We start from the raw sequence: 26,022 nt of genomic DNA, 5'->3' as shown, positions 1-26,022 counted from the left end.
CGCCACAAAACCCCCGCTACTCAACGCGTTTCGGGATGATACGCGTTGTCGGGGGGAATGCCTGCCGTGTTACCAGGGGGATTGGCTCGTGGACACCGTGCTGGACGGCCTGGCGGAGAACCCCGCGCTGCCTCCGCACCTGCTCGACCGCCTGATCGCGCTGGCGGACGGCGTGACGAGCCTCGAACTGGCGCGCCGCACCGACCTCACCCCCGCACAGGTGCAGGCGCTGCTGGCCCGCGACGACCCCGCGGTCGTGTCCGCGCTGCTGGCTGCCGGCCGGGCTGAGGAAGTGGTGACCCAACCCCAGGTCACGGAGGCGCAGCTCTGGGAGCTGGCCGAGCAGCAGGGGCACTGGCTGGAGGTGGCGCGGAACCCGCACTGTCCGCCTGATCTGTTGCACCACATGGCGTCGCATGCCGGGGCTGATGTGGAGACGTACCGGGCGATTGCTCGGCATCCTCGCGCGTGTGGGGAGACGTTGTTGTTGTGTTTGGGGGATGCGCAGGCTCGGTACCTCGCCGCTTGTCATCCGAACCTGCCGGTGGAGACGATTCTGGAGCTGCTGGGCAGTGAGTTCACGGCGAGGCCTGCGGCGGCGAACCCGTCGCTGCCGGTGCACGTGATGGAGGAGTTGCTGGAGTCATGAGCGACGCTTACTTCGAGCTCGTGTGCGGGGACGAGGTGATCGACCCCGATGCGTTGCGGACCGAGAACTCGTTCATGTCGCCGGTGGAGCTGTTCCGGTTCGCGGCGCACGAGAACAGCGAGGTCCGAGAGGCGTTGGCGGCCCGCCACGACTTGCCGCGAAAGGCGTTCGACCGGCTCGCCGCGGATCCGGTCGCGGCTGTGCGGCAAGCGTTAGCGCGCAACCCTGCGACGCCGGCCGACGTGCTGGAACTGCTCAGGCCCACCACTTGATGAGGTTCGTCTGCTCCTTCCGAACCTCGTATCCGTTGGCCGCGTAGAACTTCCGCGCGTCCACCCGGTTCTGCCCGGTCACCAGCCGCACCCCACACGCACCATCCGCCCGAGCCCACTCCTCGCCGGCGGCCAGCAACAGCCTGCCGACACCGCGGCGCTGGTGCCGGGGCGAGATGGCGAGGGTGATCAGGTTCTTCAACGGCCGGTGGTAGGTGTTCTCGTAGTCGCTGAGCTGGATGTAGCCGAGCACCTCGGAGTCGACGGCGACGAACAGCACCACGTTGGGCGCCTTGATGATCCGCGCCAGCTGGTCCTGTGTGGACTCCAGCGGGAAGTCGTACCCCAGCGCCTCGCGGTTGACCTCCGCGATGGCGGCCGCGTCCTCCAGTCGTACCTCGCGCACGATCACGTTGTCCCCCAAGAAAAGTACGTCCGAGCTAAAGTCAGCTTCATGTTAGGGGATGCTCAGGGGACGTTCTCCATCGGCGAGGTGGCCAGGCGCTTCGGCGTGGCGGTGTCCACGTTGCGGTGGTGGGAGAAGCAAGGCTTGCTCGTGCCGAGTTGCCGCGAGTCCGGGCGACGTCGCTACGACGCGGCCGACGTGCGCCGGATCGCGTTGATCCAGCTCTTGCAGCAGACGGCCCTGATGAGTCTCGACGAGATCCGCACGGTGCTGAACGACGGCCGTTCGGGAGAGTGGCGGGACACCGTGAAGGCTCGGTTGGCCGCGTGCGACGAGCAGCTCGTCCGGTTGCAGGCGGCTCAGGCGTACCTGTCGCACGCGTTGCGGTGTCGGCGCGACGACCCGGTCGGTGGCTGTCCTCGGCTGGCCGAGGAGATCGACAGCTGGCTGGCACCTCAGGCCGTGTCGGCGTCGTAGCCGTAGAGCCAGTCGAACCTGGTGAGGGTGAACCTGCGCAGGGCCACGTCGCGAACGCGCTGCCGCAGGCCGTTCGGCAGCTGGAAGAGTTCGCCGTTGCGGACGGATCGTTGCTGGACCGTGGCGGTGCGGGCGTGGCGTGCCTGCTCGTACCGGCGAAGCGCGTCCGGCGCGGTCGCTCTGGTCGCGTTCCGCAGCACGCGGCCCAGCACCCAGGCGTCCTCGATCGCCTGGGCGGCGCCCTGCGCGAAGAAGGGCAGCATCGGGTGTGCGGCGTCGCCGAGCAGGGTCATGCGTCCCGTGCCGATGTGCTCGAGCGGTGGCCGGTCGAACAGGGGCAGTCGCAGAGTCGTCTTCGCGGCCGCGATGACGGTGTGCAGGTCGGGGTCCCAGCCGTGCAACGCGGCGGCGAGCTCGTCCGCGGGGCCCTCGCGGGTCCAGGACTCGGTGTCCTCGACGTCGGCCAGCAGCGCCGCGGCCAGGTTGAGCAGCCGCCCTGCCGAGACCGGGTAGGAGACCACGTGCTTGCCCGGCCCGAGCCACAGCCGCAATGTGGGTGGATCGGCCAGGTTCGGGACGGCCTCGGCGGGGACCAGGACCCGCCATGCGGCCTTCCCGGAGAAACGAGCAACGCCGGAACTCACGAGCCGGCGCAGGCGCGAGCCGAGACCGTCGGCGCCGATGACGACGTCCGCGCGGTAAAAGGTGCCGTCGGCGAAACGGAGGTTCACCCCGTCGTCGTCCTGATCGGCGCCCACACACTGAAGACCCGGGCGGACGTCAGCGACGGCGTCGACGAGAACTCGGTGCAGGTCGGCGCGGTGCAACGTGTAGTGCGGGGCACCGAAGGCAGCGATGACTTCCGGACCGGTGACGAGCTCCTTGATGACGGCGCCGCTGTGCCACCGGCGGAACTGCAGGCGAGCCGGCTCGACGGCCACCGCGGCGAGCGCCTCGGACAACCCGAGGCGGTGCAGCAGTCGCGAGGCGTTCGGGCCGATCTGGATTCCGGCTCCCAACTCGCCGAGCTCGCTGGACTGTTCGAAGCACACGGCCTCGTGCCCGGCCCGCCGGATCGCCAGCACAGCCGCGAGACCGCCGATACCTCCACCGACAACGGCAACGTTCAATCGCATGCGCACAAGCGTGGCTGCTGAAGTCGACTTGAGGTCAAGCCCGGACAACGAAAAAGGCCCCCGGCACGAAGCCGGGGGCCAAGAACATCAAGCCAGTGGCGGCTTGAACAGAGCGGGCACCTTCGAAGCAGCCGCCGTGTCCAGCAACCACAACGTCCGGCGCCGCCCGGTGGCTCCAGCGGCAGGCAGCTGCACCTCGCCCGCACCGGTCAACGCCATGGCCACCGCGGCAGCCTTGGACTCCCCGGTGGTCATCAGCCACACCTCCTGCGCGCACCGCACCGACGACAAGGTCAGCGAGACACGCGTGGGCGGCGGCTTTGGGCAGTTGCGCACCGCGACGACTGTCCGCTCCTTCTCGTACACCGCAGGAGAAGCGGGGAAGACCGAAGCCACGTGCCCCTCCTCGCCGACGCCCAGCAAGCAGACGTCGAACGTGGGCACGTCGCCGTGATCCTCAGGCCGCGCAAGCGAAGCCAGCAGCGAGGCGTACTCCGCGGCCGCCGCCTCCGGGTCGTCGCCGAACTTGCCGTCCGAAGGCTCCATCACGTGGACGCGTGCGGGATCCACCGGAACGTGGTCCAGCAGCGCGGCACGGGCCTGAGTCTCGTTCCGCTCAGGATGCCCGGAAGGCAGGAACCGCTCGTCACCCCAGTACAGATCCACCCGCGACCAGTCGACGGCATCGCGGGCGCCGTTGCGGTTGAGGTGTTCCAGCACCGCCGTGCCCGTGCGGCCGCCGGTCAGCACGACGGACGCGTAGCCGCGGGCGGTTTGGGCGTCGACCATGCGGGTCACCAGGCGGGCCGCCGCGGCGGCGGCCAGGAGGTCGCCGTCGCGGTGGACCACTACTTGCGGATTGCTCACGAACTCGCCTTCGCCTTCGACTTCTTCGGCACGGCAGCGCCGTTGGCGGAAGGCTCGGCTTCCTTCGGGGCGGCCGGGCGGCCCTTCGTCACCTTCGACAGCGACTTCAGCGCCCCCGCGTAGACCTCGTCGGGGTCGAGGCGGCGCAGTTCCTCCGCGAGGCAGTCGCGGATCGAACGACGCTGCAGCGCGACTCGACGCGACGGCTGGCCGGGCTGGGTCAGCGTGCCCACCTTGCCGTCCGGGCGCAGCAGGTCGACGTCGCCGGACGCGCGGCCCAGCCGGACCTGCACGATGCCCTCGCCCGACGTCGCCTTGAAGCGGCGCGCGGGGACCTTCAGCTTGTCGGTCAGCCAGGCCGCGAGCAGGTCGGTGGACGGCGAGTCGGCCTCGCCGGTCACCTCGGCTTCCAGGACCTTCTCGTACGGCGGCAGGTCCAGCGAGGAGGCGAGCATGGCGCGCCACAACGTCAGACGCGTCCAGGCCAGGTCCGTGTCACCGGGCGCGTAGTGCGCACGCCGCGACTCCAGGGCCTTGATCGGGTTCTTCTCGGCTGCCGCGTCGGTGATGCGGCGCTGCGCGAGCTGGCCGATCGGGTCCTTGGACGGCGAGACCGGCGCGTCGAACGGCCACCACGCCACGACCGGGGTGTCCGGCAGCAGCAGCGGCATCACGCAGGACGCGCCCTCCTTGGCGAGCTCGCCGTACAGCCGCAGCACGACAACCTCGGAGGCACCCGCGTCGCCACCGACGCGGATCTGCGCGTCGAGGCGAGGAGCCGCCTGGCGGGCGCCGCGGGCCACGACGATCACGCGACACGGGTGCTCGCGCGAGGCGTCGTTGGCCGCGTCGATCGCGGCGTCGGTGCGCTGGCCGTCCTCGGTCACGATGACGAGGGTCAGCACGCGACCGAGCGTCGTCGCACCGCCTTCGTCCCGCAGCCGGACCAGCCGCGAGTTGATCTGGGACGTGGTGGTCGAGGGAAGGTCGATGATCACGGACGCCTCCAGTGCCTTCCGGTCCTGGCGGTCATCGCGTCCGCCGACGGCGGACCCCAGGTGCCTGCCTTGTACTTCTCGAGAGCCGGTTCGTCCTTGCGAGCCCAGAAGTCCAGGACCGGATCCAGGATCTCCCAGGACAGCTCGACCTCGTCGTTCTTCGGGAACAGCGACGGCTCGCCGAGCAGCACGTCCAGCAGCAGCCGCTCGTAGGCCTCCGGCGACGACTCGGTGAACGAGTGGCCGTAGCCGAAGTCCATCGTGACGTCGCGGACCTCCATCGTGTTGCCCGGCACCTTCGAGCCGAACCGGATGGTCACGCCCTCGTCAGGCTGAACCCGGACCACCAAAGCGTTCTGGCCGAGTTCTTCGGTCGCGGTGTCGTCGAACGGCAGGTGCGGCGCCCGCTTGAAGACGACGGCGACCTCGGTGACACGACGGCCCAGGCGCTTGCCGGTGCGCAGGTAGAACGGCACCCCGGCCCAGCGGCGGGTGTTGATCTCACAGGTGATCGCGCCGAACGTCTCGGTCTTCGACTCGGGCGAGAAGCCGCCCTCCTCCAGCAGACCGGGCACCTTCTGCCCGCCCTGCCAGCCACCGGTGTACTGGCCGCGCGCGGTGGTCTCCTCGAACGGCTCCGCGGGACGCGTCGCCGAGAGGATCTTCACCTTCTCCGCGCGCAGGTCGGCCGGCTTGAACGAGACCGGCTCCTCCATCGCGATCAGGGCCAGCAGCTGCAGCAGGTGGTTCTGGATGACGTCCCGCGTCGCACCGATGCCGTCGTAGTAGCCGGCGCGGCCACCGAGACCGATGTCCTCGGCCATGGTGATCTGCACGTGGTCGACGTAGTTCGAGTTCCAGATGGGTTCGTAGAGCTGGTTCGCGAACCGCAGCGCCAGGATGTTCTGGACGGTCTCCTTGCCGAGGTAGTGGTCGATGCGGAACACCGACTCCTCGGGGAAGACCTCGTTGACCGTCTTGTTCAGCTGCTTGGCCGAAGCCAGGTCGTGCCCGAACGGCTTCTCGATGACGACCCGGCGCCACTGGTCGGCGGACGTCTGGGCGAGGCCCGCGCGCTTGAGCTGGTTGATCACCGTCGGGAACGCGCCCGGCGGGATCGACAGGTAGAACGCGTGGTTGCCGCCCGTGCCGCGCTCGGCGTCCAACGCGGCCAAGCAGGAGGCCAGGTTGTCGAACGACTCGTCGTCGTCGAAGGTGCCCTGCACGAACCGGATGCCCTCGGCGAGCTGCGCCCAGACCGCCTCGTTGAACGGCGTCCGCGCGTGCTCCTTCACCGCGTCGTGCACGACCTTCATGAAGTCCTGGTCGGCCCAGTCGCGGCGGGCGAAGCCGACGAGACCGAAGCCCGGCGGCAGCAGCCCGCGGTTCGCGAGGTCGTAGATCGCGGGCATCAGCTTCTTGCGCGACAGGTCACCGGTGACACCGAAGATGACCAGCGCGCTCGGGCCCGCGATGCGGGGCAGGCGCTTGTCGCGCGCGTCCCGCAGCGGGTTGCGCCACTTGTCGGATGCGGTCACGAACCGTCCTCCTGGACTGCCTCGACGAGCTGGGCCAAGCCGGCGATGCGGTCCTCGAGGTGCAACCGCAGCACCGGGCGACCGTGTTCGACCAGCACCTGACCGTCGCCGAGCGCCTGCGCGAGCTGCAGCTGCGCCAGCGTGTAGGGACGGCCGGGCACCTCCAGGTCGTCGCCGGACTCGCCGGTGATCTGGATGAACACGCCGTTCTGGTGACCGCCCTTGTGGTACTGGCCGGTCGAGTGCAGGAAGCGCGGACCCCAGCCGAACGTGGTCTGCAGGTGCGTCCTCTTCGCGATCTCCGCACGGAGCAGCTCGAACGACGCGTCGTCGATCCTGTCCAAGTACGCCTGAACCGAGATGTAGCCGTGGTCGGGCGCCACTTCAACCAGCGCCGCAAGCGCTTCCGCGATGGTGTTCACCTTGCGCGGAGCCCAGTCGGTGCCGTGACCCTCGACCGGTCCGTCCACAAAGGACGGCGTGGTGGCGGCGACGGCCGGCGCGTCCAGCAGCGCGCGGGCGGCCTTCTTCGCGGCCTCCACGTCCGGCTGGTCGAACGGGTTGATGCCGAGCACCCGGCCGACGAGCGCGGTCGCGTACTCCCACAGCAGGAACTGCGCGCCCAGCTTGCCTTCCACCGCCACGTTGGCCGACCCGGTGGCCGGTCCGATCGCGACGGTCGTGGCGTCGGACCGCGCGTCCACGAAACCGGGAGCGCCGGGGCCCTCGACGACGACCGGCAGCAGGCCGGTGCCGTTCTTGCCGGTCGACTCGGCGATCAGCTGCTCGGCCCAGTCACCGAACCCGACGATGCCGGAACCGGTGTCGGCGAAGATGATCTTCTCCGCGCCGTGGGCGTGCGCGGCACCGAAGACCGCGGCCAGCACGACCGCGGGGTTCTCGACCGAGTCCTGCGCGAGGACCTTGGCCTCCTCGGCCGCCTCGTCCAGCAGCGCCTCGACGTCGGCACCGGCCAGGTAGGACGGCACCAGGCCGAACGCGGTCAGCGCCGAGTAACGGCCACCCACGTGCGGGTCGGCCAGGAACACCTTGCGGTAGCCCGCTTCCTCGGACGCCTGCTGCAACGGCGAACCGGGGTCGGTGACCACCACGATGCGCGACGCGGCGTCGATGCCCGCGTCCGCGAAAGCCTTCTCGAAGATGCGCCGGTGGCTGTCGGTCTCGACCGTGCCACCGGACTTGGACGACACCACGATCACCGTGCGCTCGAGGTCGCCCGCCAGCGCGTCGGCGACCTGGGCGGGATCGGTGGTGTCCAGCACGACCAGCGGGACGCCCGCGGTCCGCGTGATGACCTCGGGGGCGAGCGACGAGCCGCCCATTCCAGCGAGGACGACGCGGTCGACGCCCTCGGCGTGCAGTTCGGCGCGCAGAGCCGTGAGCTCGGGGAGCAGTGCACGGGACGTCTCGTGCAACGTCGTCCACGACAGACGAATGCTCGCCTCGGACTCGGCTTCCGGCCCCCACAGGGTCGGGTCCTGCGCGGTCAGCTTGCTCGGCACCGAATCCGCGACCAGGTCAGCAGCGATCGTGCTGACCTGGTCGGCGTTCGGTGACCTCACGATTTCGACGGAGGTCACTGCGTGATCAGCCCTTCAGTTGAGCCAGTTGGTTCGTCACCGTCTCGAGCAACTCTTCCCAGGACTTCTCGAACTTGTCGACGCCCTCGGTCTCCAGGACCTTGAACACGTCCTCGAGGTCGATTCCCACGGCGGCGAGCTGGTCGAACACTTCCTGGCCCTCAGCGGCACGTCCGGTGACCGTGTCACCGACGATCTTGCCCCCGTCGGCCACGGCGTGCAGCGTCTTCTCCGGCATCGTGTTCACGACGTCGGTGACGACGAGCTGGTCGACGTAGAGGGTGGGGGAGTAGCTCGGGTCCTTCACACCGGTCGACGCCCACAGCGGACGCTGCGCGTTGGCGCCGTCGGCCTTGAGCGCCTCCCAGCGCTCGCCCTGGAAGGTCTTCTCGAACGCGCCGTAGGCGATCCACGCGTTGGCCAGAGCAGCCTTGCCGCGCAACGCCTTCGCCTCGTCCGAGCCGATCTTGTCCAGGCGCTTGTCGATCTCGGTGTCCACCCGGGACACGAAGAACGACGCCACGGAGTGGATCGAGCGCAGGTCGTGGCCGTTCGCCTTGGCCTGCTCCAGGCCGTCGAGGTAGGCCTCCATGACCTTCTGGTAGCGCTCGACCGAGAAGATCAGCGTGACGTTGACGGAGATGCCCTCCGCGATCGTCTTGGTGATCGCCGGCAGACCCGCCTCGGTGGCCGGGATCTTCACCAGCAGGTTCGGCCGGTCCACGGTCTTCCACAGGTCCTGCGCCTCGGCCACGGTCTTGTCCGTGTCGAACGCCAGGCGCGGGTCGACCTCGATGGAGACGCGGCCGTCCACCCCGTTGGTCGAGTTGTAGATGTCGCGGAACTTGTCGCACGCGTTGCGCACGTCGGTCGTGGTGACCTCGCGGATGGTCGCCTCGGTGTCGGCACCCCTGTTGGCGAGCTCGCGGACCTGCTCGTCGTAGGACTCGCCCTTCGACAGCGCGCCCGCGAAGATCGTCGGGTTCGTCGTGACGCCGACGACGTTCCACTCGCGGATCAGCTCGTCCAGGTTGCCGCTGGTGAGCCGCTCACGCGACAGGTCGTCGAGCCAGATCGAGACGCCCGCTCCGGACAGAGCGGCCAGCTTCTCCTTGCTCACTTGTTACCCCTCACTCGGTCAAGGGAACGGCGTGCGGCGGCGACGACGTTCTCCGTCGTGAAGCCGAACTCCTTGAACAACGTCTGGTAGTCGGCCGAGGCGCCGAAGTGCTCGATCGACACGATCTCGCCCGCGTCGCCGACGTAGCGGTACCACGGCTGCGCGATGCCGGCCTCCACCGCGACGCGCGCCTTGACCGACGGCGGGATGACCGACTCGCGGTACTCGGCGTCCTGCTTCTCGAACCAGTCGATGGAAGGCATGGACACCACACGCACTGCAACGCCCTCGGCCTGCAGAACCTTCCCGGCCTCGGCGGCAACCTGCAGTTCAGAGCCAGTGCCGATGATCACGATCTCGGGGTTCTCGTCACCGAACAGCACGTAACCGCCGCGCTTCACGCCCTCGGCGGAGGTGCCCTCCAGCGTCGGCACGTTCTGGCGGGTCAGCGCGAGGCCGACCGGGCCGAACTGCTCCAGCACGGCCTTCCAGGCGTACGCGGTCTCGTTGCCGTCGCCGGGGCGGACGACCGCGAAGTCCGGGATCGCGCGCAGGGCCGCGAGGTGCTCGATCGGCTGGTGCGTCGGGCCGTCCTCGCCGAGACCGATGGAGTCGTGCGTCCACACGTACGTGACCGCCGCCTGCATGATCGCCGCGAGTCGCACGGACGGGCGCATGTAGTCGGAGAACACCAGGAACGTGCCGCCGAACGGGCGGGTCGGGCCGTGCAGGGCGATGCCGTTGAGGATCGCGCCCATCGCGTGCTCGCGGACACCGAAGTGCAGCACGCGGCCGTACGGGTCGGCCTTCCACATGCCCGTGGAGATCTCCGCGGGACCGAAGGACTTGGCGCCCTTGATCGTGGTCAGGTTCGACTCGGCGAGGTCGGCGGAACCGCCCCACAGCTCGGGCAGCGCGGCGGCGAGCGCGTTGATCACCTCGCCGGAGGCCTTGCGGGTCGGGACACCCTTCGCGTCGACCGGGTAGACGGGCAGCGCGTCGGCCCAGCCCTCGGGCAGCTGACGGGCGACGAGGCGGTCGAGCAGCTTCTTGTTCTCCGGGTTGGCCGCGGCCCACGCGTCGAAGGACTTCTGCCACTCGGCCTTGGCGAGCTCACCGCGCTTGACGACCTCGCGGGCGTGGTCGAGGACCTTGTCGGCGACCTCGAAGGTCTGCTCCGGGTCGAAGCCGAGGATCTCCTTGGTGGCCTTGACCTCGTCGGCGCCGAGCGCGGCACCGTGCGCGGCACCGGTGTTCTGCTTGTTCGGCGCCGGGTAGCCGATGATCGTGCGCAGCAGGATGAAGGACGGCTTGTCGGTGACGGCCTTGGCCTTCTCGACGGCCTCGAGGATGCCCTTGACGTTCTCGCCGGACTCGACGACCTGCACGTGCCAGCCGTAGGCCTCGTAGCGCGCCGCGGTGTCCTCGGACAGCGCGATCGTGGTGTCGTCCTCGATCGAGATCTTGTTGTCGTCGTAGAAGACGACCAGGTTGCCCAGCTGCTGCGTGCCGGCCAGCGACGAGGCCTCGGAGGTGACGCCCTCCTCGATGTCACCGTCGGAGGCGATCACGTAGATGTGGTGGTCGAACGGGCTCTGGCCCGGTGCGGCGTCCGGGTCGAACAGGCCGCGCTCGCGGCGGGCGGCCATCGCCATGCCGACCGCGGAGGCGAGACCGGAGCCCAGCGGGCCGGTCGTGATCTCGACGCCCCTGGTGTGCCCGTGCTCGGGGTGGCCGGGGGTCTGGGAGCCCCACGTGCGCAGCGCCTTCAGGTCGTCCAGCTCCAGGCCGTAACCCGAGAGGTACAGCTGCACGTACAGCGTCAGGCTGGAGTGGCCGGCGGACAGCACGAACCGGTCGCGGCCGATCCAGTCCGCGTCGGCCGGGTCGTGCCGCAGGACGCGCTGGAACAGCGTGTACGCCAGCGGCGCGAGGCTCATCGCCGTGCCGGGGTGCCCGTTGCCGACCTTCTGCACCGCGTCCGCCGCGAGCAGTCGGGCGGTGTCGACGGCGCGCTTGTCCAGCTCCGTCCAGTCGTCAGGCAGATCGGCCTTCGTGAGCCGGGTGATGTCGTCGGTGACGGTCACGGACTTACAGCTCCACTCTTGTCGCTAGGGCGGGCAGGCTTGATCGATCCCGAACGGCCTGACCCGCGTTTCTCCCTCGTCCACCGGCCAGCCTAGTCCTGCGAGATTCAGATGTTGCTCTGAAAGGTCTCAGGCGGGTGTGTGCCGGGGCACACCAGCACCCGAACGGGCTGTGAATTCTTTGCGCGGTTACCATCAGTCGCTGGTTTTCACACCTCTGCGATGCGAGGAGCGTTCACGCGATGAGTGCCGTCCTCGAGGCCCCCCACAGGTCGCCTCGTCAGGTTGTTGGCGCCTACGTGGCGCTCACCAAGCCACGGGTCATCGAGCTCCTGCTGATCACCACGATCCCCGCGATGCTGCTCGCCCAGCACGGCCTCCCGCCGCTGTGGCTGATCGCCTGCACCCTGACCGGCGGCACCCTCGCCGCGGGGTCGGCAAATGCCCTCAACTGCTTCGTCGACGCCGACATCGACTCGGTCATGAAGCGGACCGCGGCCAGGCCGTTGGCCCACAACGCCATCCCGCCGCGCAACGCCCTGATCTTCGGCATCGTGCTCGGCGTCTTCTCGTTCGCGTTCCTCTGGATGTTCGTGAACCTGATCTCCGCCGTGTTCGCCGTGGCGACGATCTTGTTCTACATCTTCGTCTACACGCTCGTGCTCAAGCGCCGGACCTCCCAGAACATCATCTGGGGCGGCATGGCGGGCTGCATGCCGGTGATCATCGGCTGGAGCGCGGTGACGGGCACGGTGGAGTGGCCTGCCCTGGTGATGTTCGGCGTCATCTTCTTCTGGACTCCGCCGCACACCTGGGCTCTCGCCATGAAGTTCAAGGACGACTACGCGCGAGCAGGCGTGCCGATGCTGCCCGTGGTGGCCACAGCTCAGCAGGTGACGCGGCAGATCGTCATCTACAGCTGGATCACCGTCGTCTGCACGCTCGCCCTCGCCCCGGTCACCTCGTGGATCTACGTGGCGGTGGCGGCCCTGTCCGGCGTGTGGTTCGCCGTCTTCGCGCACAAGCTGCACAACGTCGTGCGCCGCGGCGGGTCCACGAACACCATGAAGTTCTTCCACATGTCGAACCTCTACCTGATGCTCGTGTTCTGCGGTCTCGCCGTGGACGCCGTGGTCGGGTTGCCGGTGCTTGGCTGGCCGTTCTAGCTGCACCTCCAGGCGTACGGCTGTGGCGCCCGTTGAGTTCACCGTCACCGGCGGCGAAGGCTCGCCGCTGGACTTCGTGGCTGCGTTCACCGCGTCGAAGTCGCTGCTCGTCGTGACCGACCCGGGCGGGTGGGCGCAGGTCAGCGCCGGGCTCGCGGTCGGGCACCCGGCGTCGACCGTGGTCACGACTTCCGTGCGGGCGGTGCGGTTCGCCGTTCTCGATCTCCGGCACTTCCCGTCGGCGTCCGCGCTGCCTTCGTTGTCCGACATTGACGGCGACGTGGTGGCGTTGCACGACACGCGCTCGTGGGACACCGCGCCGGTTGTTGCCGCGTTGCGCGGTCTTGGGCGGCCGGTCGTGCTGTTCACCGCTGTGCACACGCTGGTACCCGGGGTGGACCCGGCTTCCGTGCTGATCGGCTGGAGTGCGCCGCACGTCGTGCTGGCCGAGCCCGTCGGTGCTGGTGAGGGGCGGGTCGAGGACGTCCTCTGGCAGTTCCGCGAGCTGGAACGGCGCCGGCAGGTCCGCTTCACGGCGTTGCCCGCGCCGCCCGTGCCCGATGATCGCGCGGTCAAGGTGATGGTCGCTCTGCCCGGCGCCACCGAGGGCATCGCGGGGGCGTTGCGGCCAGGTGCCGAGTACGAGGTGTGGGTGCACGTCGGGGAGCACGCGGCTGCGTTGCCCGGTGATCTGGAGCTGCGGGCCGTGCTCAGCATGAACGGACGATCGGTGCTGTCCGAGACGTTCGTGCTGCCGGCCGAGGGTTCGGGTCCGTGGGTGAGCTTTCCGGTCACCACGCCTTATGCGTCAGTGCCGTGGAGCGGTGAGCTGGTCATCTACTCAGGTGTGGTGCCGGTGCACGTCCAGCAGGTCGTGCTGCCGGTGGGTGCGGGGGAGTCGCGTTCGTCGTTGCGGTTTCAGCTGTCGCGGACGTTCGCCGATCTGGAGCCGTTGTCGTCGCGGACGGCGTCGTTGCTGGTGCTCGGGAACCGGGCGCTGGTGGCTGCCGGCGGTGTGCCCATTTGGATCAGCTTGGGTGACCTGCCGTGCTCGTTCCCTGACGTGTCAGGGTTGGATCCCTGGTACGGCAAGGATTTTCCGTCGTTCTGCGCGGACTTGGCCGCGCTGGCCCTGCAGGGGTCGGCGATGTACTCGCGGCTGTTCGGTTCTCCTGAGCTCGCCGACCGGATTCGCCGGTGGGGGCGGGCTCGGCCGGCCGAGCTGATGATCGCCTCGGTGACACCTGGTTCGGTGCCGTGGTCGTTGATCTACGACCTGCCGTTCGTCGACGGGCCGTATCGGCTGTGCGCGTCCGTGGGGCAGTTCGGGCCGTTCGGGGCCGGGGGCGAGGTGCCTGCGCACTGCCCGGTGTCCGATCACAGCGGGAACGTGTTGTGCCCCTTCGGTTTCTGGGGCCTGTCGACTGTGCTGGAGCAGCCGGTCGGGCCGCTGGTGCCTGTCGTCTCTGGTGTTGCGAGGCCGTTCGAGGTGTCGATGGCCGTCGATCCCGGCATGGACCGTGCGCTGATCGAGCGGCACGTGACAGAGCTGATGTCGATGCTTCCGCCATCAGTCGTGTCGTCGGCCTACGTGAGTCCCTCGGAGCTGGGCCGGGCACTGGCCGATGAGGCCATGGACGTTGTGCACCTGCTCTTTCGCGAGGGGTTCCTCGACGCCGAGGAGATCGAGCGCTGGGACCACGAGGGCGTGTGGCCGCGTCCGCACTGGCCGTCGCGCAAGCCGTTGGTGGTGGGGACGTCGCCGATGCCCGGTCTGGCGCGGGCGTTCGTGGACGGCGGCGCGTCCGGCGTGGTCAGCCCCGAGGTGGCCGTGCCGCAGGACATGGCGGGGTGGGTGACCGGCATGCTGCTGGCGCGGCTGGCGGCGGGGTTCAGCGCCGGGGAGGCGTTGCGGCAGACGCGGTGGGAGATGCTCGGGCGCGGCAACGTCATGGGGCTCGGGTACACGCTGCACGCCGGAGCGGACTTGCTCGCACGTCCACGCGGATGAGTCTCTTCTCGTGAATTGCGGCAATTCGCGCGAGTGAAAGCTTGCCAAAAGCTGGTCATATTTTTCCTGAGTAGCGTGGAATTATGTGCCATTTGGCGCAGTTAGCGCTGGGGCCAGCGGATACGCTCGTTACCGGTGCTACCGAGTTGCGATCGACTTTCACCCTGGCGGCCTAGTGTCGGAGACAGGGAGTTACATTGTCGTCCGCATTTTCGATGCACTGCGCGAGGACGTGGACGCAGGGAAAGGCTCAGCAGATGAGCAGACCGCGCAGACAGATCACCCCGCCGGCAGCGGGTCCGGAGAACTGGCCGCCGAACAGCTTCGCCGCGCGGGTGCCGGTGAAAGACCTCAGCGACCTGCTCGGCGGTTTCCGGCAGGTCGACTTCGAACCGAAGGAGGTCGTGATGCGGGAGGGCGAGGTCGGCAACTCCGTCGCGATCGTACTGGCCGGCCAGCTCAAGGCGGAGACGCGCGACACGCACGGCCGCACACACCTGCTCGGACTGCTGGGCCGCGGCGACCTCATGGGCGAGATGGCCTTTTTGGACAGAAGAAGGCGCTCTGCCTCGGTGATCGCGCTGGGCTCCGGCAGCTACGCCGAGGTGCCCGGCGGCCGGTTCCTGGACCTGGTGCGGGAGAGCCCCCGCACATCCCTGGAAATCGCGCGGCTGGTATCGGCCCGGCTGCGCGCCGCCGAGCGCCGTCGCCTCGACTTCGCCGCCTACCAGGGCCCGTGGCGGCTGGCGTCCGAACTCGTCAACCTCGCCTCGGTGTTCCGCGGCGCCGGGCAGGACCAGACCGTCCGGATCGAACTGACGCAGGACGAGCTCGCGCAGATCGTGAACGTCTCCAGGATCTCCGTGCAGCGTGCGATCAGGACGTTGCGGGAGCGCCGTCTGGTGCGGACCGAGTACGGCGCGCTCGTCGTGCCGTGCGTGACCTGTCTCGCCGCCGCGATGCCGAACCAGTCCGGTAAAGAATCGGCCAATGGCATCACGGGATGTAGTGGTACCCGCTCCCACGGATAGATGTTGTTCGCCTCCAGTCACCCACAGCGGAGGCGAACACGATGGACGAACAGGCCCTTCCCCACACCGTGCTGCAGCTGGACATCGTGGCGTCCAGCAAGGGCAGCGTCTTCCGGCAGGTCCACCTGGACAAGGCGCTCGACAAGGTGATCACCGACGCCTCCAGCCGGTGTTCCTTCGTGGACGGCACCTGGTTCCACCGCATCACCGGTGACAGCGCCGTTCTCGCCGCACCTTCCAGTGTGCCCAAGGCTTTCATCGCCGCCGACTTCGTGCGCGAGCTCAGCACGGCACTGCGCAACTTCAACTCGATGATGAACGAGTCGGGGCGGTTGCGCGCCCGCCTCGCGATCGACCACGGCGACGTCGTCCGGCACGGCCTGAACATCAACGGCACGGCGGTCGTGCGCGCGGCCCGCCTCTGCGACTCGGAGGCGTTGCGGGATGCCTTGCGCCGCAACGATGACGCCGACCTCGCCGTGGTGCTCACCGATCCCTTCTACGACGACGCGGTCGTGGAGGGGAACCGCGGCCTGGACAAGGCCGAGTTCACGTTCGTGCACGACCGCGTGAAGGACCGGGAGGTCAGCGGCTGGATCTGGTTGCCGGGCAACAAGAAGCCGGGGTCCGACGGGAAGGGTCGCGGGGACGCACCGCGTCCCGGGCCGCGCACCTCGCCGGAGCCGCGGCCCACCAGCGGTGGTGGTACCCACCTTCGCGACGTGACGATCCACGGCAACGGCGTCGTCGGAACCAACGGCACGCAGCACAACTACTACGGCGACGACACCCGGACGCCTCGCCCTTCCGCGGACTGAGCAGCGGAGCAGCAGATGAGCGACGAAGAGAACGACGTCGTGCCCGGTGCGGAGCTGGAGCTGCCGTCGGCGCCGGAACCCGAGCCGCCGGAACCGCGGCCGTCCGAACCGGAGTCACCGCCGCAGGCACCGGCCTCGGCACCTCCGAGCACCTCGCCGCCACCGAAGCAGCAGACCGCTCGGCAACCGAAGTCGTCGGCGGCTTGGGACGACGACCGGGAGCAGGAGTTCCAGCGCCACGAAGGCGCACGGCCGTTCATCCAGGACGATCAGCGCACGATCTTCGACCGCGTCACCGTCGAGGGCAATGCGCTCGTGGGCAGCGGGGCCAGCCAGACCAACTACGCCAACAACTTCTTCGGCCCGAGGAAGGGGCCGACCGCCAGGTCGGGCCTGTACTCCCGCGGCGCCACCACCGCGAACTCGGCGACCTACGTGCCGTTCCCCGGCTACGAGGAGGCCGTGTACACCTTGCGAGAGCAAGGCGCCGTCTACCTGTGCGGGGTAGCGGACAGCGGCAGGTCGTCGACCGCCATCAGGCTCGGCACCGAGCTTTGCGGATCCAGCCGTGTGGTCATGATCGACGTGGACGACGACTTCGACGTGGCCACTCTGGTCGACGAGGAGTCGAAGTCCGTCCTGCGTCCGCAGCACGCTCATGTGCTCGAACTCGGCACGCGGAAGGCGGTGCGCAAGAGCACGCTGGTCTCGCTCGCGGGCTGGGCCATCGAGCACGACGCCGCCGTGGTGGTGATCGGCCCGCCGACGGAGAAGCTCGACCACGGGCTGCAGCCGTACGCGGTGTCGCACGACCTTCCCCACCCCGAGTCAGTCCTGATCAGCCATCTGCGTCACGGACTGTCCTCACTGGACGGAGCGCCGCCGGACTTCGTCGAGCAGTGCCTCAACGACGAGAAGATCGGGGAACACCTCGAAAGGGCGTTGCCACCCGGGCAAGTCGCGGACCTCGCGCGTCGCCTCCTCGACGGCATCACCGAGGGGCGCGAGCCGTGGGAGGCCCTCTCCCAGACCAGCGCGCACTTCAGGTCCGTCGCAGAGGACCTGCTCGTGGTGATCGAGGCCACCGGCTCGGTCGGCGAGACCAGGGTTCGCCACCGCGAGGCGGCCGCGAGGCTGGGCTACGCGGTGTTCCAGGACTACACCATGACCGACGTCGCGGACGCGGCCGACCTCCTGTACACGGCGCTGCAGACCTGCCATCGCACGACAAAGCTCCGCACCACCGTCCCCGTCTTCGGCAAGGGCGTCGAAGCCTTCCTGGACAAGAGGATGAGCATCCCCGAGCGGCTGGCCGACGGCGGCGAGGAGCGCCGGGCGAAGCTGGTCGATCCCTCGCTCGCGCAGCATCTGCTGGACGTCGCGTGGAACGACTTCGACGCGGTGACCAGGGCTCCGCTGCTCGCGTGGCTGGACGCGCTCGTGAACGACGGACGCAAGTGGATCGTGCTGCGGGCCGCGATCACCGCAGGCTACCTGGCGACCCACGACTTCAGCGTCCTGTACCAGCGACTGATCAGACCGTGGGCGACCTCCGAGGCGTACCGGCGGCGCCAGGCGGCGGCGTGGGCGCTGGAGTCCGCCGCGCTCAACCGGAAGCTGACGTCCAGGGTGACGAGGCAGGTCTCCGACTGGGCTTTCAGTGCAAACCCACTGATGAACGACACTGCCTCACTCGCGTACGCCACCAGCATCGGTGCGATCTCGATCGAGAGTTCGCTCACCGGGTTGCGTGCGGTAGCCGTCGATCCGCGGCTCATGCACCGAGGTTCGGTCGCCAACGCGATCGCCGAGCTCTACCGCCCGGAGCACGCACCTCTGGTGCTCAAGGAACTCAGAACGTGGGCGGACGTCGGTGCCCAGACGAAGGTGCACGCCGCGCGGTCGATCGTGTTCCTCGCTTCCTACAACGAATCGGACGGCGTGTGGCCGGTCCTGATGCGTCTCGTCGCCAACGACGAACAGGCCCGCGCGCAGGTGATGTCGTTGTGGCAGGACGCGTTGCTCGAATCGCTCACCGGCCGGCGGGCGTGGGAAACGTTGCTGCAGTGGGTGTTGCGCGGTGATCACGAGGTCGATCTGGGCGAGGAGATCGAGAAGTTCGCCCTCGACCTGTTGCGGTCACCCGAACTGGTCAAGCGAGCGCGGTTCAACCTCAGGCTGTGGTGCTCCGTGCACCCGTCCGCCGTGCTGCTGAAGCGAATCGCCGAAGAACTCTGAGGAGGAAACGATCATGACCGAGGACGGGAAGCGCCGCGGCTTCTGGCGCAAGCTCTGGGACCGCCTGACCGGCCGGACCCACCAGCCGCCGCCACCGCCGCCGCCACCGACAGTCGTCTCGATGGAGGTGATCGAACACCGGGAGGCCGGCGAGCCGTTGCTGATCCCGAGCCGTGGTGAGGGGTTCAACTTCTCCGTGCGCTACCACGTGGTCTGGTCCTTGAGCCAGGGCACGCAGGAGGACTTGCTCAAGCGCATCGAGTGGCACGAGAAGAACCTGCGCCACGACGTGCTCGAGCGGATCTGGCCGATCGGCCGCGAGTTCTACCCGCACGACCCGTACTCGGCCGAGCTGAAGATGAACGACCGGCTCGGCGACGGGTGGTGCTACGAGACCGCGGACCGGGTGAAGGTCCGCTGCGAGGTCAAGGTCCGCGTCAACAGCGACGTGCGGATCGGCGACAAGCAGGTGAGCTACTACGAGCAGCTGGTGGCGATGGACTGCGACCACATGCTCAAGCTGCGGCACATGGAGAACATCCGCTGCGAGCTCAAGGGCTGGCAGGAGGTCGTCGAGGAGTTCGGCTCCGCCATCACCGTCGTGCACGCCGCGCGACTGGTGGACCCCGAGGTGGCCGTGGTGTTCGCGAACCTCTCCGAGGAACGCAAGAGGTCGGCCGCGGACCTGGTCAACGTGCTGCACGCCGCGACCCGCGACCACCTGCAGGTGGGCCTCTACGAGTTCGCGAACGCCTACGACCTCGCGGTGCGCTCCTTCATGCAGCAGCAGGGCCTTTCCACCGGCACGTTGGCGGACGCCTTCGAGGCCAACGCGCAGAACTCGACGCAGGACTGAAAGGGGACGACGTGTTCCGGAAGCTCATGGCCGGACTCGCGGCCGCGGTGTGCGCCGCGGCCCTGCTCACCGCTTGCGACGACGGGCCGCTTCCCGACAGTTGCGCCTGGATGAACGACCCTGGTGTGAAGGAAGCGGGTGGTGCCGCGGTGGTGCTGCTGGACGCGTCGAACTCGACGCGGTCGGCGGACGCGGAGAAGTCACCGGACTACGCGATGGCCCTGAAAGATCGGCTGAGAGAGATCGTGAAGGGCAGGCAGACGGTCTCGATCGGCTCGTTCTCCGGCAACGCCACCAGGGTGCGCTGGACCGGGCAGAAGCTGTACACCGATGTCGACGCTGCCGAGGAGAACTACGAGGACGCGGTGGCGAACGCGACGGAGTGCCTGCAGGGCTTCGTCAGGAGCGCGAGTGCGGACGGGCCCGTCGAAGCGGGAACCGACGTGCTGGGCGCGGCCACGGCCGGCTTCGACAAGGTGCGCGATGCCAAGGGCGAGCGCAGCGTCGTCCTCGCCACCGACGGTCTCGCCACAGTGGGATGCGCGAGCCTGGAGAAGGCGGCCATCGGCCAGACGGACGTGCTGGAGAACATCGTTTCGCTGTGCACGTCCCGAGTCGGCGAGACCGGCAGGGCACCGGACGGCACGAAGCTCTCCTTCGTGGGCGTCGGACATCCCGCTGTCGGCGCACCCACACCGTCCACCGGACAGCTGCTCTGGCTCGGCCAGCTGTGGACCCGGTTGTGCGAGACGACCGGTGTGGCGAAGGGGAACTGCGTCGTCGACACGGTCTCGACCATGGGCAGGGCGCCAGGGCGGCCGCCTGCCGGGGACGTGGGCGATCCGGAGGTCAAGTTCGCCAAGCCGGGCGAGGGCGTCGACGGGGACAAGGTGATCACCTGGTCGCTCGGTGACAGCGACCTGGTGCTGTTCGACTTCGACTCCGACCGCTTGAAGACAGAAGGTGTCGCGCAGCTCGCACGGGTCGCGGCCAAGATCAAGCAGTACCCGGCGGCCACCACGACGATCACAGGGCACACCGATGCCCGCGGTACCAATGACTACAACATGGGTCTTTCGCAGCGGCGGGCCGAGGCCGTTCGCGCGGTGCTGATCAACAACGGCGTCACGACCAAGGTCGAGACGAGGTGGTTCGGCGAGGAGAAACCGTTGTGCCCCAACTCCGACGACGAGCAGGCGATGAAGTGCAACCGCAGGGTCGAGATCGTCACGGACAAGTGGTGAGGTTCCGATGAGCCAGACAACGGTCAACGGCTCGGGCGGCGGCTACTCCCGCCCGCGCCCGTGCCCGCCAACAGCCCCGTGCGCGGGCATGCACGGCGTCCCTCTGATGCCGCGAGTGCGTTATGACGCGAAGGAACTGGACAACGCCGAGGCGGCGACGCTGGCGCGGGCCTCCATCGACGCGGAGGCCGGCCTCGCCGCCGCGATGTCGGGCGTCGACGCTGCGAACCAGGATCTGACCGACGCGACGGCGCGCTGGCGCACTGCGCTCGACAAGCTCGGGGCACTGCTGGCCGACCGGACGGTGCTGATAGCGGGCCGGGCGCGGCATCGTGCGGATCGCAGGCACGCGCACGAGGGGCCGGAGGACCGCAGGTACCGCCCCAAGGCGTGGACGTGGGCGCTGTACATCTCGCTCGCGGTCGCGTCGGTCTACGACACGTGGTTCTTCGCGTTCATGCTGCGCAAACTCACCAACGAGCAGGACCCGATCCTGAGGTACCTCTCGTACCTGCCGGGAGTCCTGATCGCGGCCGCCCTGCTCGTGTCCGGGACGATGCTCGCGAAGCAGGTCGTGCGCGCGTGGTCGCACCGGGACCGGAGGACCAACCGCGAACCCCTCGTGCTGAAGGACGTCGTGAAGCGGGTGTGGCTGTGGCGACCGGAATCCCAGAAACGGGACGCGGACGACCTTCCGTGGGCGATCTGGAGCATTCCGCTCATCTTCTTCGTCTTCGTGATGGTCACCTTCGGGATCTGGGCGAACCAGCGGGTGCGGGAGTCGAGGGGTGGGGCCGCCGCCGTCCAGTACCCGTGGTACGCGGTGGTGATGTTGTTCCTGCTGTTCACACTCGGGGCGATCTTCGTGAAGATCGTGGAGTACAACCCGTGGGCGGATTCGGCCGCGCGCGCCGAGGTGGAGTTCAAGGCGGGCAGGGAGGTCTTCGAGAAGGCCCTCACGGAGGCCGAGGCGGCGAAGCGGGCGCACGACCCCGCGTGGCAGCGGCTGCGCACGACGCTCGACAACGCCGAGAACGCGGCGCGGCGGACGATGAACCAGGCGTGGGTGTGCATTCTTGAACGGCGGGCCGAACACGGGCTGGCCGGGCATCTCGCGCCCAAGTTCAACGAGGCCGGTGGGACGGAGGCGGTGTCGCTGTTCCACGACATGCCCGAGCCGGCGGTGCCGACCACCGGGTTGGCCAAGCCTCGGGAGATGCTGACGGAGTACGACGGCAAGAAGCTGCTGGCCGAGCACGAGGAGCTCGTGCAGAAGCTGATCAAGCAGCTGGAACCGCCCGACGAGCCTCAGGGCTCGGTGACCGAGAGGTAGACGGTCTCGGCTCACCGCCGTGCGCGCAAGCTCGGAGATCTCGCTGAGGTGTGAACGCTGCGTGGAAGTCCATGTCTGCGTGGGTGCCCCAGCTCAGCGTGACTTCGTGCAGGCGCGCGGGGTCGGCATTGACGAGTTGTCGAACAAGACCACCTGAACCCTCTGCACGCACGCCTCGACGCGTTGCGGGAGGAGGCCGCCGCCGCGCTCGCCCGCGGGCACGCGCCGGACGTGTGGCGGACGGAGCTGGCGCGGTTGGTGGCGGTCGAGGAGGGGCTGTGCTTCGGGCGGCTGGACCGGAGTGCGGCGGGAGCGACGCCGTGGGAACGGGTGCCGCGGCCGCACCGGCTCGCGCAGCTGACCGTCAACCACTGCACGCCGGCGGAGATCGTGGAGGTCGCGGCGCAGGTGCTCGCCGGCATCACCCCGGGCTGCGTCCGCCGCGATCCGTGCGGTCCAGCGGCGAGCCTCCGTGCCGGCTCGTGGTCGCGGTCCCGGTACCGCCGGACCTCACCGAGGAACGTCGTGCTGCTGACCCCGGCCGAGGTGAAGGGGCTGGAGTTCGACGTGGTCGTGATCGTCGACCCGGCTCGCTCGGGCCCAACGATCTCCATGTGGCCCTGACGCGTGCCACCCGTCGGCTGGGGGTGGTTCAGGACGCGACTTTGGCCAGCAGGTCCTCGACGCACGGATCGTCGAGCGACTCGACGATGCACTTCCACAGCGAGAGGTTCGTCTCGGCCCACTTCGAGTAGGTCGCGGCGGCCTCCGCGTCGTAGAAGTAGTAGCCGTCGTCGGCCTTGGACACCTGCTCGCCCACGATCTTGTACGCGAGCTCCCTGAGCGTGATCCCGTTCTCCTGCAAGTACTTGTGCGCGAGGACGACCGGTGTTACCGGCAGCGCCTTGAAGAGCGTGTCCGCATCGGAGAGCGCCTGGGCCTCCAGCGAGATGTCGCGGTGGCGGGTGCGTATCTCCGCCTCGATGACGATGCGCTCGACCCACTCGATGTCGCCGACGCAGACACCGGAGACGAACAGGACCTTGCGGCGCAACGCCTCGCCGTCGGTCGGCAGCGAGTTGCGGCGGACCATGTAGTTGAGGTCGTGCACGAGTGCGGCGACCTCGACGATGTCTCTTGCTGAGCCGTTGCGTTCGGCGAAGTGCACCGCCTTGTCGCGGACGAAGCTCACGTGGTGCCAGCCGTGGAACTGCAGCTTCGCGGCCAGGTCCTCGCACAGCCGCCTCACGCGCTGCTCCACGTCCGCGATGACAGACCTCGGGATCGTTGTGCGCGTACGCATCATCAGCCCTCCCACCGGGTGGGCTGATGGTAAGCGCGTTCAGGAGCTTTTACAGGTGGTTCGTCAGATCCTCCAGTCGGTCCTCGACCGGCACGTGCCGGTGGCTGATCCCGGTTTCCGGGTCGTAGCTGAGGCTCCACGGCGTGACGGCACGTGACTTGACGAGGAACGTCATCGTCCCGTCGGCCGCGCGCGGGATGCGGTGGAACTCGTGCGCGAGCAACGTGCCCGTGGTGCCTTCGGTGCACTGAGTGCGGTTCGTCAACTCGGTGCCGATGATCGTGCGCCCGCCGACGCCGAGCCGGGCGTCAAAACGTTCGTGCAGGTAGGCGCCGCTCAGGATGGTGGTGCAGAAGTGGTAGCGGTGGTTGTGGACCGAGTCCGCGTACCCGGTGCGCCAGTCCGACAGCGGCTTGTACTCGTGCAACCAGAACGTGAAGGGCTCGTCTTCTTCGTCTCTCAGGCACCAGGCGAAGTGCGTCGTCGTCTCGCGGGAGTGCGCGATCACCCACGTCGCCTGCTGAGGCGTGAGCCCGTCCAGGTACTCCCTGAGCTCCTTGCGCAGCTCCGGCCGGGCCGCCCACTCGCGGAACCACACGCCGACGTCGGTCCAGTGGTCCACCACGGGAAGTTCGGCGCGCTGCACCCGAGCGGCGAGCTCCTCGAGCGCGGACAACCCGGTGAACTCGGCTAGCAAGATCGATCAGCTCCTCAACTGAGCGGATGTGGAGAATTCGCGACGGAATGCGTGGAACTTGTCCTCGAGCTCTTTGTACCCGTCGTCTGTCAGAGTTTCGCCGGTGATCTTCTCGTACAACGCCAGGAAGTCGTTCCTGCTCGTCCCCGGCGTGATGACGAAGTGATACCCGGCCTTGGAATTGCTGATCCGCAGGAACTCGGCGCGCTCCATCGCGTAGAGGAACGAACTCTCGGTGAACCGCAGCGTCCTCGGATACGGCCGCAGCACGCCGGCGGTGTTGCTGTAGAGCGTCAACCAAACCGAGTCGTCGAACAGCTCGAGCCGGTCCAGCGGCGGATCCGAAACGATGGTGACGTCGATCCGGCTGCACCGGCTCCTGGCTTGGTACAGCCCGACCAGCCCGATGCCGATCTGCTCCTTCAGTCTGTTCTGAATCTCGTCGTAGTCGCCGTCGGCACCTTCGTTCCGCAGCAGATATCGCGCGCGCCCACTGATCGCGTTGTCGTCGCGCGGGTCCGCGAGCACGGCCCTGAGCTCGCACTCCGTCTGGCTGAGCAGCACTCTTCCGGCCGCGTACCGCCCGGCGAACCCGCGGAAGCAGTACAGCCGCGTCCGCTCCAGGTCCTGCATCATGAGCTGGTTGAAATCCGGTGCCGGCGTGGCCGTAGGCTCGAACACGTGACTCGGGAAGAACTCCCGATCGAGCGCCCGATACTCCTGGGTCAGCTCTTTGAGCGCCTTCCGGCTCTCTTCGACGACCGGCGTGAGCAACGCCCGCTGCGCCGCTTTCGAAGTGATCAACGTCTGCGTGAAGCTGACGACCGCCGATATGAGCGTGCCCGTACCCACCGCGGTCAGGAAGTTTCTCCCCGCACCGGAATCCATTTGGCTGGAAATGGCCAAGGTCGTTCCGGACGTCACCACGAGTATGAGGAGGAGCAACCCGGTCCGAGTCCAAAACAACTCGTGGATCAGGTTGCTGCGGATGCCTCCGGCCTCCGCGGACACGAGTCCCACCTCCTGCGGGTCACCTCATCGGCCGCTACCCGAACGGACGAATGCGGGCCGTGTCCGATCAAGTGCGCGGAGTTACTGTACGCGTCGGTCAAAAGATAAGGAAGCTGCTATTCGTGCGACATTTAGAACCGGAATAACCGCCCTTGAGCCCAGTGGCCCGCCCACATCCGTGCACTCCGGTGACGCCCCGTCGCGGCGGGCCTCCGACGTGTCGGATGAGGGTGACCCACCCACCCCAAACGCACCCACGCCACGTCGCTTAGCCCGCTCGGGGCTGTCCCGCGTTGCTCCGGTGGGCGCACGTCGGCCTGCGCGCGCGGGCGCCGGTTCCAGCGGGGTTGGTCGCGTGCCGTGCGCCGGGTCGCCTTGCGTGGGTGGCCGGACGGGCTTGGGTTGCGTCATCGCCGCTTCGCGACGATTGCGATTGGGGCTTGACTTCGGGGCCCTTGCGAGGCGCTGGTCGGGCGGAAAAGGTCGGATGCTTCGCACCCGCCCGATCCGAAAAAGGTAGCACCTCGCACCCGAAGTCAAGCCCCAATCGCAATCGTGCGTGGTTGCGTCGGGTTGTTCGCCTTACGTCATTACTGCTTTCCCGCGTTGGCATAGGCCTGTCCGGCTCGCTTCGCTTCGCCACGCCGTCCGAGGCGGGTCGGTTCACTCGATTGTGTACGGCTTGACGTGTTTTTATATCGTGATCTTGCGGTAGATTAGAACACGTGATCGAACCCCGACTCCTCCCGACCGACGAGCTGCTGCGCAGTGTTGTCGCGGAGGTGATGGAAATTCGGGCTCGCGAATCTGCGGTGATGCAGAAAATTGCCGAGTTGGATCGGCGCGGTGCCGCATCCGAGCTGGGTTACAAGAATCTGGCTCAGGTGCTGCGGCACGTGGTGCGGTGGGATCTGAAGACCGCTCAGCGGTGGGTGGCGAACGCGGGTTTGCTGGGTCGTGAGATCACACCGACCGGCAGCGAACTCGCCCCGGAACTCCCCGTGACCGCTGAGGCGGTGGCCGAGGGCGCGCTGTCGGTCGAGCATGTCGCGGTGGTCGCCGAGGTCATGCAGGACCTGCCCGCCGAACACGAGGCCACGGTCGTGGGCTACGCACGCGAGTTCGAGCCCGCCGCGGTGCGCAAGCTGGGCCGGGCGCTCGTG

At 68.3% G+C, this 26,022-nt stretch carries 24 protein-coding genes; 13 read left to right on the top strand and 11 right to left on the bottom strand.

Annotated features, from left to right (window positions below):
• Positions 1–88 precede the first annotated feature (88 nt).
• Positions 89–649, top strand: a complete 561-nt coding sequence (locus tag DI276_RS09415) for a variant leucine-rich repeat-containing protein (RefSeq protein ID WP_112262897.1) — start codon at positions 89–91, stop codon at positions 647–649.
• On the top strand, positions 646–921 hold the full coding sequence (locus DI276_RS09410) for a hypothetical protein (RefSeq protein WP_112262896.1): 276 nt from the start codon (positions 646–648) through the stop codon (positions 919–921). Before DI276_RS09415 ends, DI276_RS09410 begins: the two co-directional genes overlap by 4 nt.
• Here DI276_RS09410 and DI276_RS09405 read toward each other — a convergent pair.
• Positions 905–1,345, bottom strand: coding sequence for a GNAT family N-acetyltransferase (locus DI276_RS09405; protein WP_112262895.1), 441 nt, complete (start codon positions 1,343–1,345; stop codon positions 905–907). The two genes, DI276_RS09410 and DI276_RS09405, sit on opposite strands and share 17 nt — an antisense overlap.
• 30 nt (positions 1,346–1,375) lie before the next feature.
• Here DI276_RS09405 and DI276_RS09400 point away from each other — a divergent pair, with 30 nt between their 5' ends.
• Positions 1,376–1,804, top strand: a complete 429-nt coding sequence (locus DI276_RS09400; RefSeq protein WP_112262894.1) for a MerR family transcriptional regulator — start codon at positions 1,376–1,378, stop codon at positions 1,802–1,804.
• Here DI276_RS09400 and DI276_RS09395 read toward each other — a convergent pair.
• The 7 genes from DI276_RS09395 to tkt form a co-directional block, all read right to left on the bottom strand.
• Positions 1,783–2,940: an FAD-dependent monooxygenase gene (locus tag DI276_RS09395; protein ID WP_112262893.1), complete on the bottom strand. Its 1,158-nt coding sequence runs from the start codon at positions 2,938–2,940 to the stop codon at positions 1,783–1,785. The genes DI276_RS09400 and DI276_RS09395 overlap by 22 nt on opposite strands.
• Before the next feature lie 87 nt (positions 2,941–3,027).
• A complete protein-coding gene (gene pgl / locus DI276_RS09390) occupies positions 3,028–3,807 on the bottom strand; it encodes a 6-phosphogluconolactonase (RefSeq protein WP_112262892.1) in 780 nt (259 codons plus the stop codon).
• On the bottom strand, positions 3,804–4,805 hold the full coding sequence (gene opcA / locus DI276_RS09385; protein WP_112262891.1) for a glucose-6-phosphate dehydrogenase assembly protein OpcA: 1,002 nt from the start codon (positions 4,803–4,805) through the stop codon (positions 3,804–3,806). Before opcA ends, pgl begins: the two co-directional genes overlap by 4 nt.
• Entirely contained in the window at positions 4,802–6,343 is a 1,542-nt protein-coding gene (gene zwf, locus DI276_RS09380; protein ID WP_112262890.1) for a glucose-6-phosphate dehydrogenase, read from the bottom strand. Before zwf ends, opcA begins: the two co-directional genes overlap by 4 nt.
• On the bottom strand, positions 6,340–7,926 hold the full coding sequence (locus DI276_RS09375; RefSeq protein WP_232836542.1) for a glucose-6-phosphate isomerase: 1,587 nt from the start codon (positions 7,924–7,926) through the stop codon (positions 6,340–6,342). The genes zwf and DI276_RS09375 overlap by 4 nt, the downstream gene beginning before the upstream one ends.
• 25 nt (positions 7,927–7,951) lie before the next feature.
• Positions 7,952–9,064, bottom strand: coding sequence for a transaldolase (gene tal, locus DI276_RS09370; protein WP_112262888.1), 1,113 nt, complete (start codon positions 9,062–9,064; stop codon positions 7,952–7,954).
• Positions 9,061–11,151: a transketolase gene (gene tkt / locus DI276_RS09365; RefSeq protein WP_112262887.1), complete on the bottom strand. Its 2,091-nt coding sequence runs from the start codon at positions 11,149–11,151 to the stop codon at positions 9,061–9,063. Before tkt ends, tal begins: the two co-directional genes overlap by 4 nt.
• A 242-nt stretch (positions 11,152–11,393) precedes the next feature.
• On the opposite strand from tkt, the gene DI276_RS09360 reads away from it, so the two are divergent.
• The 9 genes from DI276_RS09360 to DI276_RS09320 all read left to right on the top strand — a co-directional run bounded on the left by DI276_RS09360 (position 11,394) and on the right by DI276_RS09320 (position 22,472).
• Positions 11,394–12,317, top strand: coding sequence for a heme o synthase (locus tag DI276_RS09360; RefSeq protein ID WP_112262886.1), 924 nt, complete (start codon positions 11,394–11,396; stop codon positions 12,315–12,317).
• A gap of 22 nt (positions 12,318–12,339) precedes the next feature.
• On the top strand, positions 12,340–14,328 hold the full coding sequence (locus DI276_RS09355; RefSeq protein ID WP_112262885.1) for a hypothetical protein: 1,989 nt from the start codon (positions 12,340–12,342) through the stop codon (positions 14,326–14,328).
• 257 nt (positions 14,329–14,585) lie between these two features.
• Positions 14,586–15,359, top strand: coding sequence for a Crp/Fnr family transcriptional regulator (locus DI276_RS09350; protein ID WP_198680536.1), 774 nt, complete (start codon positions 14,586–14,588; stop codon positions 15,357–15,359).
• A 41-nt stretch (positions 15,360–15,400) separates the two neighbouring features.
• A complete protein-coding gene (locus tag DI276_RS09345) occupies positions 15,401–16,177 on the top strand; it encodes a hypothetical protein (protein WP_112262883.1) in 777 nt (258 codons plus the stop codon).
• Between the two features lie 15 nt (positions 16,178–16,192).
• On the top strand, positions 16,193–18,415 hold the full coding sequence (locus tag DI276_RS09340) for a hypothetical protein (protein WP_112262882.1): 2,223 nt from the start codon (positions 16,193–16,195) through the stop codon (positions 18,413–18,415).
• Between the two features lie 13 nt (positions 18,416–18,428).
• The gene (locus tag DI276_RS09335; RefSeq protein ID WP_112262881.1) at positions 18,429–19,271 is read left to right on the top strand and encodes a hypothetical protein; all 843 of its coding nucleotides are present in this window, start codon (positions 18,429–18,431) and stop codon (positions 19,269–19,271) included.
• Between the two features lie 11 nt (positions 19,272–19,282).
• Positions 19,283–20,515, top strand: coding sequence for an OmpA family protein (locus tag DI276_RS09330; RefSeq protein ID WP_112262880.1), 1,233 nt, complete (start codon positions 19,283–19,285; stop codon positions 20,513–20,515).
• 7 nt (positions 20,516–20,522) lie between these two features.
• Complete coding sequence (locus DI276_RS09325) at positions 20,523–21,848, top strand: hypothetical protein (RefSeq protein WP_157984596.1); 1,326 nt, start codon at positions 20,523–20,525, stop codon at positions 21,846–21,848.
• 183 nt (positions 21,849–22,031) lie between these two features.
• Positions 22,032–22,472: a hypothetical protein gene (locus DI276_RS09320; protein WP_332874630.1), complete on the top strand. Its 441-nt coding sequence runs from the start codon at positions 22,032–22,034 to the stop codon at positions 22,470–22,472.
• A 28-nt stretch (positions 22,473–22,500) separates the two neighbouring features.
• Here the strand turns inward: DI276_RS09320 and DI276_RS09315 are convergent, their stop codons facing one another.
• Genes DI276_RS09315 through DI276_RS09305 form a run of 3 tightly spaced genes read right to left on the bottom strand, consistent with a single transcriptional unit; the run spans position 22,501 to position 24,736 of the window.
• A complete protein-coding gene (locus DI276_RS09315; RefSeq protein WP_112263322.1) occupies positions 22,501–23,151 on the bottom strand; it encodes an HD domain-containing protein in 651 nt (216 codons plus the stop codon).
• Positions 23,152–23,200: 49 nt separating this feature from the next.
• The gene (locus DI276_RS09310) at positions 23,201–23,848 is read right to left on the bottom strand and encodes a hypothetical protein (RefSeq protein ID WP_112262878.1); all 648 of its coding nucleotides are present in this window, start codon (positions 23,846–23,848) and stop codon (positions 23,201–23,203) included.
• A 6-nt stretch (positions 23,849–23,854) separates the two neighbouring features.
• Entirely contained in the window at positions 23,855–24,736 is an 882-nt protein-coding gene (locus DI276_RS09305) for a hypothetical protein (protein WP_408610513.1), read from the bottom strand.
• A gap of 848 nt (positions 24,737–25,584) precedes the next feature.
• On the opposite strand from DI276_RS09305, the gene DI276_RS09300 reads away from it, so the two are divergent.
• Positions 25,585–26,022 (top strand): DUF222 domain-containing protein (locus DI276_RS09300; protein WP_119724472.1); only part of this gene is annotated, 438 nt, incomplete at its 3' end.

This window comes from Lentzea terrae (assembly GCF_003265345.1).
In the GTDB taxonomy this organism is placed as follows: Bacteria; Actinomycetota; Actinomycetes; order Mycobacteriales; family Pseudonocardiaceae; genus Lentzea; species Lentzea terrae.
This window is presented reverse-complemented; position numbering and strand designations above follow the sequence as displayed.

Excerpts from the sequence above, each read along its gene's own strand:
- DI276_RS09410 (WP_112262896.1), top strand. The coding sequence starts at position 646 with ATGAGCGACGCTTACTTCGAGCTCGTGTGCGGGGACGAGGTGATCGAC.
- DI276_RS09400 (WP_112262894.1), top strand. The coding sequence starts at position 1,376 with ATGTTAGGGGATGCTCAGGGGACGTTCTCCATCGGCGAGGTGGCCAGG.
- DI276_RS09395 (WP_112262893.1), bottom strand. The coding sequence starts at position 2,940 with ATGCGATTGAACGTTGCCGTTGTCGGTGGAGGTATCGGCGGTCTCGCG.
- DI276_RS09360 (WP_112262886.1), top strand. The coding sequence starts at position 11,394 with ATGAGTGCCGTCCTCGAGGCCCCCCACAGGTCGCCTCGTCAGGTTGTT.
- DI276_RS09350 (WP_198680536.1), top strand. The coding sequence starts at position 14,586 with ATGAGCAGACCGCGCAGACAGATCACCCCGCCGGCAGCGGGTCCGGAG.
- DI276_RS09345 (WP_112262883.1), top strand. The coding sequence starts at position 15,401 with ATGGACGAACAGGCCCTTCCCCACACCGTGCTGCAGCTGGACATCGTG.
- DI276_RS09340 (WP_112262882.1), top strand. The coding sequence starts at position 16,193 with ATGAGCGACGAAGAGAACGACGTCGTGCCCGGTGCGGAGCTGGAGCTG.
- DI276_RS09335 (WP_112262881.1), top strand. The coding sequence starts at position 18,429 with ATGACCGAGGACGGGAAGCGCCGCGGCTTCTGGCGCAAGCTCTGGGAC.
- DI276_RS09325 (WP_157984596.1), top strand. The coding sequence starts at position 20,523 with ATGAGCCAGACAACGGTCAACGGCTCGGGCGGCGGCTACTCCCGCCCG.
- DI276_RS09315 (WP_112263322.1), bottom strand. The coding sequence starts at position 23,151 with ATGCGTACGCGCACAACGATCCCGAGGTCTGTCATCGCGGACGTGGAG.
- DI276_RS09305 (WP_408610513.1), bottom strand. The coding sequence starts at position 24,736 with ATGGATTCCGGTGCGGGGAGAAACTTCCTGACCGCGGTGGGTACGGGC.